9 protein-coding genes are annotated in these 10,747 nt (G+C 43.6%); 3 read left to right on the forward strand and 6 right to left on the reverse strand.

Annotated elements, in window-relative coordinates; all coding sequences use genetic code 11:
- Positions 1-742: 742 nt before the first annotated feature.
- Genes cbiT through cobA form a run of 3 tightly spaced genes read left to right on the forward strand, consistent with a single transcriptional unit; the run spans position 743 to position 3,864 of the window.
- Positions 743-1,333, forward strand: coding sequence for a precorrin-6Y C5,15-methyltransferase subunit CbiT (gene cbiT / locus IQ234_RS17410; RefSeq protein WP_002732225.1), 591 nt, complete (start codon positions 743-745; stop codon positions 1,331-1,333).
- A gap of 42 nt (positions 1,334-1,375) precedes the next feature.
- Complete coding sequence (locus IQ234_RS17415; protein WP_193958000.1) at positions 1,376-2,293, forward strand: phosphatidate cytidylyltransferase; 918 nt, start codon at positions 1,376-1,378, stop codon at positions 2,291-2,293.
- 53 nt (positions 2,294-2,346) lie between these two features.
- Positions 2,347-3,864, forward strand: coding sequence for a uroporphyrinogen-III C-methyltransferase (gene cobA / locus IQ234_RS17420; RefSeq protein ID WP_193958001.1), 1,518 nt, complete (start codon positions 2,347-2,349; stop codon positions 3,862-3,864).
- Between the two features lie 185 nt (positions 3,865-4,049).
- Here the strand turns inward: cobA and IQ234_RS17425 are convergent, their stop codons facing one another.
- The 6 genes from IQ234_RS17425 to IQ234_RS17445 all read right to left on the reverse strand — a co-directional run bounded on the left by IQ234_RS17425 (position 4,050) and on the right by IQ234_RS17445 (position 10,694).
- Complete coding sequence (locus tag IQ234_RS17425) at positions 4,050-4,451, reverse strand: endonuclease domain-containing protein (RefSeq protein WP_193958002.1); 402 nt, start codon at positions 4,449-4,451, stop codon at positions 4,050-4,052.
- A 151-nt stretch (positions 4,452-4,602) separates the two neighbouring features.
- Positions 4,603-6,198: a GUN4 domain-containing protein gene (locus tag IQ234_RS17430; RefSeq protein ID WP_322743468.1), complete on the reverse strand. Its 1,596-nt coding sequence runs from the start codon at positions 6,196-6,198 to the stop codon at positions 4,603-4,605.
- Positions 6,199-6,234: 36 nt separating this feature from the next.
- The gene (locus IQ234_RS21345; RefSeq protein WP_228008602.1) at positions 6,235-6,957 is read right to left on the reverse strand and encodes a hypothetical protein; all 723 of its coding nucleotides are present in this window, start codon (positions 6,955-6,957) and stop codon (positions 6,235-6,237) included.
- Positions 6,958-7,098: 141 nt separating this feature from the next.
- The gene (gene modB / locus IQ234_RS17435; RefSeq protein ID WP_193958003.1) at positions 7,099-8,937 is read right to left on the reverse strand and encodes a molybdate ABC transporter permease subunit; all 1,839 of its coding nucleotides are present in this window, start codon (positions 8,935-8,937) and stop codon (positions 7,099-7,101) included.
- A gap of 3 nt (positions 8,938-8,940) precedes the next feature.
- On the reverse strand, positions 8,941-9,738 hold the full coding sequence (gene modA / locus IQ234_RS17440; protein WP_193958004.1) for a molybdate ABC transporter substrate-binding protein: 798 nt from the start codon (positions 9,736-9,738) through the stop codon (positions 8,941-8,943).
- A 254-nt stretch (positions 9,739-9,992) separates the two neighbouring features.
- Positions 9,993-10,694, reverse strand: coding sequence for a 2,3-bisphosphoglycerate-dependent phosphoglycerate mutase (locus IQ234_RS17445; RefSeq protein WP_002772325.1), 702 nt, complete (start codon positions 10,692-10,694; stop codon positions 9,993-9,995).
- Positions 10,695-10,747: the final 53 nt, after the last annotated feature.

Raw genomic sequence — 10,747 nt, forward strand, 5'->3', positions numbered from 1 at the left:
CCCCCTTATCAAGGGTAGATCCCCCCGCCTATCGGCACCCCCCTTATCAAGGGGGGCAGGGGGGATCGAACCTAAAATCCATTTTTAATTTAATTATAACCAGCCACTTAGAGTTATCGTTGATCAAACAGGAGTTAGTCTATGGTTTTTGGCTGACAGATGCTAAGAAGGTTGAATAGCCAGATTATTTAGTAACATTTGATAGACAATACCGAAAGAAATTGATTAGGAAAATCTATGCTTAAGAAAAAGGATCATGACAGCCTTTCCCATAAAGATGAAGTGTAACCTAATTTGGTGTTGATGACCGAGGACTGACCCCCCAAAACAAAAACTTCCTATCTCATTATTAAGATAAGCTGCCCGCCTATTTAAATTGCTTGTTGAGATGAGGCACTGTTGCAGTGTTGCAACAGTAAGTACCTAAGCAAAATTAATTACACATTTCGATAAAGCTTTTGCCTATTGCCTATTGCCTTTTGCCTATCCTAACCAAGAAATTAATTTTGCACGACTACTTAAAAGGATTAGGAGAGATTGACCTAATCTAAGGATCGGGGGTTACAATACGTCTTAGCTTAACTGCTGTTGATCTGAAAAAGGCTATAATGACAGACAATAGCTTTTTAGAGCTATAATCAGGGTTTTATGCCGAGAAAAGTCCCTGTTTACTTAATAAAAAAAATTTGACAAACTTATATAATAATGCTTGCTAGTGAAGCTTCTCGATAATTGATTCCCCATGACTTGGTTATATAAAACCCCCGGTATTCCCGATGAATTGTTTGAACGTTTGCCCGGGATTCCCCTGAGTAAACGCGAGGTGAGATTATTGATGATTTCCGCTTTGAGGTTAGGTGATGGGGGGGTTTTCTGGGATATAGGAGCAGGAACTGGCACTATTCCCGTTGAAATTGGCTTATTATGCCCCAATAGTCCGATTATTGCCATTGAAAGAGATGAAGAAGTGGCCAGTTTAATCCGCCGTAATTGCGATCGCTTTGGGGTAAAAAATGTTACGGTTTTTGAAGGCAGCGCCCCCGATTGTCTGCCCAATATATCCCTAGCACCCGATCGCGTTTGTATCGAGGGCGGCAAACCGATTAAATCGGTCTTGCAAGAAGTGTGGCAATACCTGAAACCCAATGGCCGCATCGTGGCTACGGCCAATAACTTAGAAACCCTCTATCAATTTTCCGAAGGCTTTTCTAATTTACAGGCCCGTAATATCGAGATTGTCCAAGCGGCAGTAAATCGCCTAGAAACTAGGGGTATTCACCAAGTTTTTGCCGCCGTTGATCCCATGTTTATCCTGAGCGGCGATAAACTTTAATTGGGGATAACCTTCCATAAAGTTTTCTTAATCTATATAATTATGACAATGCCGCCTAATTTCTCTGGATTAACCATGCCTTGGCCACGCATTGTCAGCGCTATTTTTGCTATTGCCTTCGCACTGGGAATTATTATCGTTGGGGGTTGGTATTTCACCCTCGGCATCGGTGTTATCGTCTTTTTGGGACAATTAGAGTATTTTCGCCTAGTTCGCGCCAAAGGCATTGAACCAGCCGTTAAAACCACTCTCGTAGTTTCCCAATTACTACTACTGACGGCAACTATGGCAGCCCCCCTCACCGATGCCATGTTTCCCCTGGCTGGGGCGTTAATTTGTTTTTATCTGCTCTTTCAGCCTAAAATGGCGACAATTGCCGACATTTCCACTTCGATTCTCGGTCTGTTTTACGGTGGTTACTTACCTAGTTATTGGATTCGTTTACGGGTCGGTTTTTCTCCCGAAAGTAGTCCCGTCGCTATGGCCAGTAACTTACCCCTGATGGGATATTGGCCGGAATCGTGGATGGAACCGAAATTATTCCCGGCCGCTTTGACAGTGACTTTTCTGGCTTTCGGTTGCATTTGGGCCGCCGATATCGGAGCCTATATCATGGGAAAATGGTTAGGGAAAACGATTTTATCGCTGATTAGTCCCAAAAAAACCGTGGAAGGTTCGTTTTTTGGCATTTTAGGCAGTATAGCGGTGGCCGATTTGGGTGCTTGGTATTTAGATTGGCCCTATTGGCAGCTGACGGGCCTAATTTTGGGCCTATTAATTGGTATTGTCAGTTTATTGGGTGATTTGACCGAATCGATGATGAAACGCGATGCCGGGGTCAAGGATTCCGGCCAGTTAATCCCCGGTCACGGTGGTATACTCGATCGCACTGATAGTTATGTCTTCACCGCTCCCCTAGTATATTATTTCGTCACTTTACTGCTGCCCTTGTTGCGTTAGTAATTTGTTTCTTCTCCAGTGCTAAATTCAAGATTAAACCCAAATTTGCGATTATGTCAGCAGTCGTCCATCCCCGGGGTAAAGTTTATCTTCTCGGTGCGGGAATCGGTCAGAGCAGTTTTCTCACCCTGCAAGCGCGAGCAATTTTAGCCACGGCCGAGGTTTTGCTGTACGATGCCCTAGTGGATAGTCAAATCTTCTCCCTCGTGCCGAAAACCTGTGTTTTAGTGGATGTGGGCAAACGGGGGGGACAACCCGGGGCCGAGCAGAATCAGATTAATCGGATACTGGTTAATTATTGTCAAGAGGGAAAACGAGTTATTCGGCTTAAAAGTGGTGATCCGGGGGTTTTTGGGCGAGTATATCCTGAAATGTTGGCCTTAAAGCAGGCTGGCTGTGATTTTGAACTGATAACCGGTATTTCCTCCGCTTTAGCCGCTCCTTTATTGGCCGGAATTCCCCTGACGGAAAAGGATATTAGTCGCTGTTTTGCGGTCTTGAGCGCTCACGATCCCGAGTCTCTCGATTGGTCAGCTTTAGCAAAAATTGATACACTTGTGCTATTGATGGCTGGTCAGTCTTTAGGGCAAATTATCGAGAAATTATACCAAAATGGCCGGAATATTCACGACTCGATCGCTATTATCCGTCAGGCGGGACGCAAGGAGCAACAAATTTGGCGCGGCACTTTAGAAAATATTCTCGCTCAAACCGCCGGGGTGTCCCTCTCACCCTCTATTATGGTCATTGGTCAAGTTGTGGATCTGGCGATTATGTCCTCTCCCCCACCCCTAGGCGGTAAAACAATTGTTATTACCCGTGCCGCCGAGCAAACGAGTCAATTTAGCGAAATTTTGCAAAATCAAGGCGCAGAAGTCCTAGAAATGCCCGCTTTAGAGATTCGTCCCCCCAACCGTTGGCAAGGTTTAGACGATGCCATCGCTCAGTTAAAAGAGTTTGATTGGCTGATTTTAACTTCTGCCAATGCTGTTAATTTTTTCTTTGATCGCTTGACATTTTTGGGAAAAGATGCTAGGGCTTTAGCAACCGTAAAAATCGCCGTGGTGGGCAAAAAAACCAGCCAAGTTTTACACTCACGGGGATTAAAAGCGGATTTTATCCCGGGGGATTTTGTCGCCGATGCTTTGGTAAACGAGTTTCCCGACCCGATTAGGGGGCAGAAATTCCTTTTTCCTCGCGTGGAAACGGGAGGGAGAGAGATATTAGTTAAGGAATTAACGGCCAAAGCTGGTCAAGTGACGGAAGTGGCCGCATATTATTCCGGATGTCCCGCACGCATGGATAGTGGCATCTGGGAAGCCTTTCGAGATGGGAAAGTCGATATAGTCACCTTTGCTAGTTCCAAAACCGTCCAGAATTTTTATCGGTTATTGGAACAAGAAACGGCAGAATTATCGGTTAATTCCCTCTTAGAAAAAGTTTGTCTGGCTTCTATCGGTCCGCAAACTTCAAAAACCTGTCAAGAGTTATTTGGTCGTGTTGATATCGAAGCGCGAGAATATACCCTAGAAGGATTGACTACCGCTTTAATCGAGTGGAGTAATACCTGACATCCTCGCCACCGTATTTGCAGCAGCCCAGATTCGGAGGATGAAAGCCCCTGATCAAGAAGGATCAAAGCCCCCCTTATCAAGGAGGATCAAAGCCCCCCTTATCAAGGGGGGTTGGGGGGATCAAAGCCCCTGATTAAGAAGGATCAAAGCCCCCCTTATCAAGGAGGATCAAAGCCCCCTTATCAAGAAGGATCAAAGCCCCCCTTATCAAGGGGGGTTGGGGGGATCAAACTTCCAATTACTCCACAAACTCCCTCAAAATTACTCAAAACTTCTTGATTAGTAAAGCGGATTACTGTTAATCCATAACCTGCTAAAATTTGGGTTCTTTCTAAGTCATGGGACTGGGCATCTTCACTATTATGACTATCACCATCAATTTCAATCACTAATTTTAATTCGGGGCAATAAAAGTCAACAATAAATTGATCAATCGGTCTTTGACGATGAACTCTATATTGAAAATTTTTTAAGTATTCATACCAAAGTTTTCTTTCAGCTTTGGTCATGTTTTTACGGAGTTCTTTGGCTCGTTCTACGAGTTTGGGATTGTAGGGTAGATGATGATGATTGGTTAATTGCATAGGTTTGATCCCCCCAACCCCCCTTGATAAGGGGGGCTTTTTTCTGGTTTAAAATGATTGATTAATTGCATAGGTTTGATCCCCCCAACCCCCCTTGATAAGGGGGGCTTTTTACTGGTTTAAGATGTCTAAATCTGTGATATATTACAGGTTACAAGTCGCTGCGCGAGAAAAGAGATACCCTCCACCACACGCGGCGACCAACCCCCCCCCCTGGTGTGCGCCCCACGACCCTCCACCAAGGTGACGGTAGGTATGCGTGTTGACTATCCTCTAATAAAAAAGTTAGCTCATCATAGCTCAACCAGTCTCCTCTCCTGCGCCAACCCACCTCGTCAGCGAATTTTTTATACACCTCATAATCGTATTCCCCTGGGACACCACCGCAATCCAGCCAGACTTTTTTCTGCACAGAAAAGCCAAATTTGCCGCCGCTATTATCTACCCAGAGCTTGTCAATGGTGCGTAATTCCTCACAGGGAAAGTTGTTAATGCTTTCTTCATCTAGCCAGCCTTCATCTTCCCTTTTAGCAATTAACAACATTAACCGCGCCGTTTCCTCATCGGCTTCGCGCCATTGGCCATTTTTCAGATAGGTTTCTAGTTGAGTAAAGAGAGAAGTCTGTCGTTTTTGTTCTAAAAATTCCAAACCTCGACGTTTTTTAACAGGTAATTCTCGATAACATCGCTCCGCTAATCCCTGAGCTTTAGGATTAGATTGATTATAAAAATAGACAATAAAATCAGTCGGATTAATCAATAAAGTGGCATACATAATGCAAGCCTCGTACCAGAGATTTTGCTCCCAATTTTCCTTGAGTAAATTTTCTTGCTTTAACCGTTTAACTTCCAAAGCAATTAAATAGGACTGAAAAAGATTATGGGCAAACTCATAGTATTCATCCTTTTTCAAAATTAACTCACTCACATGAATTAACCGCTCTACAAAATCCTTAGCCGAAGTGCTTTCAGGATAACCCAATTCCTGAATAAAACCTTGCATCTGACTTAGTAATTCTGAATATTCAATCGTGGTTGTATTTCCCATTTTCAGGGCTAACTGTTGCAATACCCGTTGACGATGATTTTCCTCATTATTATCTAAAATCATATCAATGCCCCTAGCTTGAGGGCGAGTGATCAATTGCAGATCAAAAATTCGGCGAAATAAATCCACTCGTTGCTGAGGTAATTTTTGTCCCGAGCCAAAGTTTGCCCGATGTAACTGTACTATCATATTTAGATTTAAGGGATTTCTCGCCAAGGCTAATAGAGTAGAACTTTCCCCGGAATCATCGAGAGCAAATAACTGATTAATTAAATCCTTTGCTTTATTGTCGGCAGCTTCTTGTTTAGCTTTTAAACTTCTGCTAACTCTGGTTTCCTGCTCTTGCCAGAAATACCATTTATAGACAAAATCCTGAATATTTTCATCGGTAAATTCATTAATAAACACCTTTTGCCGAGGTTTATGCTCAGAGCTAAACGCTTGATAGCCTTTGGGACGAGAGGTTAAAATAAAATAGTTTTGGCGAAAATCTTGCCACTGTTTGCCAATCCATTGACTGACTTTTTCGGCATATTCGGGTTTAATTTCATCAAAACCATCAAACATCACTAACATTTGCTGACGGGTTAAATGACTTTTAGCCCAGTTCTCAGGTAAATCTAATTCTTGGGAAATATCTTGTTTAAGATGTCGCTCAATTAAGGTCGGTAAATCCAATTCTTCTGTGGTGGTAATCACTTCCTGCCATCTCCGTAAACGTAAAAAGACAGGAATTTAAAAAGGTGCATTTTGTTTCGGTTGTTTTAGAGCGTAGTTATAGGCTAAATGACGCAATAAAGTTGTTTTTCCTCGTCCACCAGGAGCCAGAATTAACAACCGTAAATCTGTCTTCTCTTTAGCCCGTCGCAATAAATCCCAAATATCATCCTGCGTACCTTTAGACTCTTCTTCTGAGCGCAGTTCTAATTGACTCAGATCCAAATTAATAAAAATTTCTTCCAGTTCTGGAGTAGAAAAACCAAAGATTGCATCTTCAATCCCTTCAATATCATCATAACGACAATCTGAATCCCGTAATTTAATTAAATATTTCCCGTCAGGATTAGCTAATTGCCAACGTATTTTTTCCAGTCCTTTGTCTAGCCAAACAAAAAAGCTTAAGGCTGTACCTTTACCGTGATCTTTACCTTTGGTTCTTGCTACTTCTAAAAACGCTTTACTCCAGGCTGATCCGTAGGTAAAAAAGCCCGTGACGATAAAGGTGACTCCCCCGACAATAATCGCCTTAACCGTGTCATGTTGACTAAGCCAAGTTAAGATGCCTGTAATGCTACCCCCGATAATTGGAAGGGAAGGAGCGGAGGTTCGGAGTTGATGGGCAACAAAAGCAGTGATTTTTCCCGTCCAAACTTGAGCCTGTTCCTTTTCCTGGTCAAAATCTGATTCTTTTTTCTCTTCAGATTCCGATGCTTCCGGCTTTGTGGTTTTATCGTCCATAAACCCCCTTTGATCAACCTCTTCTAATTATATTAGAACTCTATTGAAGATAGATTTTGGGTTCGATCCCCCCTGCCCCCCTTGATAAGGGGGATGTCTGACAATTTTTAACACCCACCTACTTAGTGTCAAAATCTCTGTTTATTTTAAAAATAATAAACGCTGGGGAGATAAAGTGACAGTCCAAGGCAAAGCTTGCTCCTTAATTTCTAACCATTTATCCTTATATAACTCTGCTTGGATATGAAAATCTTGATCGTGGTTAGAGGGTTGATTAAGTTTCAGATAGAGAGTCACCCGATGGGGTCCTTCAATGGCATTAGCCAACCAACAGAGAAAAGTATTAATATCGCCTAAATCTCGACCAAAAATAATTTGATGGGCGCGAATTCCCGTATAGGCTAAATAGTCGGGAATTCCGGGGACGGTGTATAATTTAACATCCCAATCAATGGCTTCTAATTCTTGATTGTTAATGATGACAGCACGGGAAAAATTCTTACATCCGGTAATCTTGGCCAAACTAACGCTATCTGGTCGCTCAAAAATTTTCTGTTTAGAATTATTAGCAATTGCCCGCCCTTTTTCCATAACTAATAAATTCTCACATATTCGATAGGCTTCATCCATATTATGGGTAACAAAAATTGTCACACCATCGTAATTACTTAAAGTTTTGATCATCTGACGTTCTAATTGAGCGCGTAGATGGGTATCAAGGGCAGAAAAAGGCTCATCTAATAATAAAGCTTCTGGACGACTAGCTAAAGCGCGAGCAATGGCGACTCGTTGCTGTTGTCCCCCCGATAATTGATGGGGATAACGGTTTTCCATACCAGGTAACTGCACTAATTCCAATTGGTTGGCAATCTGCTGTTTAATAACTTTTTTAGATAAGTTTTTCGAGAGACCAAAAGCGATATTTTCTGCTACGGTGAGATGGGGAAAAAGAGCATAATTCTGCACCACAAAACCGATGCGACGCTGACGACTGGGGAGATTAATTCCCTTTTCCGAATCGAAGAGAATGCGCCCATTTAAGACAATACGACCCCTTGAGGGCGTTTCCACCCCAGCCAGCGATCGCAAAATCAGGCTTTTTCCCGAACCCGAAGCCCCTAATAATCCTAGGGGCTGATTTTGGCAGTTAAAAGTGACCGAGAGGTTAAAACCGGGTAAATGTTTCTCTATATCGACAAATAAGCCTATTTTATCCCTATAATGCTGATTTTCAGCTTCTAAAAGGGCAAAATCGCCACCCTCCCAGGATGGCAGCCAGTCCTCCATCTCGTTAGGTTTGCTTTCTCCCAGTCGTCCTAATTGCTGTTTGCGTTGACTTTGCCAGAGATTAACGGCGATAATACCCGATACAGAGATTAATATGATAATAAACACCCATATCCAAGCCTCAGTCATCGCTCCTGCTTCCACAGCGAAGAAAATCGCCATCGGGATAGTTTGAGTTTGCCCCGGAATATTACCCGCTAACATCAAAGTCGCCCCAAATTCCCCCAAAGCGCGGGCAAAAGCTAGGGTTAATCCCGCTAATACTCCGGGGAAGGAGAGGGGCAAAAGTACGCGCCAGAATATTTTCCCTTCCGATGCCCCTAGGGTGCGGGCAACCTGTAAAAGATTGGCATCCACCTGTTCAAAAGCGCCGAGGGTGGTTTTGTACATCAGGGGAAAAGCTACCACCGTCGCGGTGATAACGGCGGCATACCAAGTAAAAACGATGCGAAAATTGAATAAGTCTAATAACTGTCCTAATGGTCCGTTTTGGCCGAATAGGAGCAGTAAAATGAAGCCTAGCACCGTCGGGGGCAAGATTAAAGGCGCGACGAAAACTCCCTCGATTAGGGATTTCCACCGTCCGCAATAGCCTAACATCCAATAAGCGGCGGTAATACCGAGAAAAAAGATGATTATCAGGGCAATGGTGGCGGTTTTCAGGGATATCCATAGGGGGGAAAAGTCCGGCATTGTTTATCTGGCTATTCCGAAGCCGAATTTTTCAAAAATGTTTTTAGCGGCTGCGCTGGTGAGATATTGGGCGAAAGTCTTGGCAGCTTGCGGGTTTTTACTGGCTTTAATCACAGCCATCGGGTAAATAATCGGAGAATGGAGATTATTGGCAGCTGTAGCCACTACTTTTACTTGGTCGGAAATTTTGGCATCGGTGAGGTAAACAATGCCAGCATCGGCGTTACCAGTCTCTACGGCGGCGAGAACATTGCGGGCGGAGTTGGCAAAGACCAGTTTTGGTCTTATTTGCTCTAAAATGCCGAGATTTTTCAGAACTTCTTCGCTGTACTGACCGACGGGAACGCTGCGCGGTTCACCCACGGCAATTCTTTGGACATTACTGTTAGTCAGGGAACGAAAATCGCTGATTTTTAGGGTGTAATTCTTGGGAACGATTAAAACTAGGCGATTAGTGAGCAGGTTTCTTCTGGTGGTTGTATCGATTAAACCAGCTTTTGCTAAAGCGTCCATTTGCTTAGTGGCAGCCGAGAGGAAAACATCGGCCGGCGCACCTTGTTCGATTTGTCGTTGCAAAGCCCCCGACGCACCGAAGTTATAGTTAACTTTAATGTTGCCATGGGCTTTTTCAAACCCCGGCTTGATTTCTTCTAGGGCATCTTTGAGACTAGCGGCGGCAGAAACTAGAATTGTCTGGGTTTGGCCGGTGGTGATAGTAGATGAAAAAAGGGTTATAACCAGAGATAATAAGCAAACAAGCGCAATTGAGCCGATAAAAGCCAGAAAATATCGTCTTTTCATCAAGATTGACAGCAAGCGATCGATATTTATATTTCTATCACAACCAATCCACCGCCCGAAATCTCTATCTAGGGTTTGCAGCAAAAAGTTTTTCGTGGGGTGTGGGGATAAGTAGCTGGTTATAATTAAATTAAATATGGATTCCGCCTTAATCTCCCCTTAATTTCCCCTTAATAAGGAGGGTGTCTGACAATTTTTAACATCTACCCACCTAACATAAAATGACCTCGAGCGTCTGGAAGAAGACGGAAAAATCAGGGCAGAATTTGCTTACTAATAATTTTTCCCGTCTCATCAAGATCATAGACAATAGGAACTCCCGTGATTAACTCCAAACTGGGGACTTCTTCTGGGCTAAGATTTTCTAAGGTCATAATCATTGCCCGCAAGGAATTACCGTGGGCTGCCACCAAGACATTATCACCCTGTCGGATATGGGAGAGAATACGACTCTGAAAAAAGGGTGCAACCCGGGCGACGGTATCCTCTAAACTTTCACCTCCGGGAGGACGGGTAAAATAGGATCTACGCCATTCCTTAACCTGTGCCTCTCCGAATTTAGTGGCAGTTTCGGCTTTATTTAAACCCTGTAAATCACCATAATAGCGTTCGTCGATGGCCTGACTGGGAAAAATTGGAATTTCCTGACTGGGATCACCATCGTACCGATCCCAGCCGTGCCAATCAGGATCATCGCTATCGTGTTTAAAAATAGGGATTTTACCGGCGCGAATTTCATCACACTCAGTCAGACAAATAATTGCCGTTTCCATAGTGCGAATTAGGAGACTGGTAAAACAAACATCGATCGTGATATTGGCTTCTTTCAGTTTACAGGCAGCGATCATCGCTTCCGCACGACCGCGTTCACTCAAGGGAACATCGACCCATCCAGTGAATTTATTGGCCGCATTCCAAAGACTTTGGCCGTGACGAATTAATACAAGTTTTGACATGGGTTTTCTTGGGAAGTGGGGAAGTGGGGAAGTGGGGTAGTGGGGTAGTGGGG

Source organism: Microcystis aeruginosa LEGE 91341, assembly GCF_015206885.1.
Classification (GTDB): Bacteria; Cyanobacteriota; Cyanobacteriia; order Cyanobacteriales; family Microcystaceae; genus Microcystis; species Microcystis aeruginosa_H.

Coding starts and splice junctions, on each gene's coding strand:
- cbiT (WP_002732225.1), top strand. CDS start 743: ATGACTTGGTTATATAAAACCCCCGGTATTCCCGATGAATTGTTTGAA.
- IQ234_RS17415 (WP_193958000.1), top strand. CDS start 1,376: ATGACAATGCCGCCTAATTTCTCTGGATTAACCATGCCTTGGCCACGC.
- cobA (WP_193958001.1), top strand. CDS start 2,347: ATGTCAGCAGTCGTCCATCCCCGGGGTAAAGTTTATCTTCTCGGTGCG.
- IQ234_RS17425 (WP_193958002.1), bottom strand. CDS start 4,451: ATGCAATTAACCAATCATCATCATCTACCCTACAATCCCAAACTCGTA.
- IQ234_RS21345 (WP_228008602.1), bottom strand. CDS start 6,957: ATGGACGATAAAACCACAAAGCCGGAAGCATCGGAATCTGAAGAGAAA.
- modB (WP_193958003.1), bottom strand. CDS start 8,937: ATGCCGGACTTTTCCCCCCTATGGATATCCCTGAAAACCGCCACCATT.
- modA (WP_193958004.1), bottom strand. CDS start 9,738: ATGAAAAGACGATATTTTCTGGCTTTTATCGGCTCAATTGCGCTTGTT.
- IQ234_RS17445 (WP_002772325.1), bottom strand. CDS start 10,694: ATGTCAAAACTTGTATTAATTCGTCACGGCCAAAGTCTTTGGAATGCG.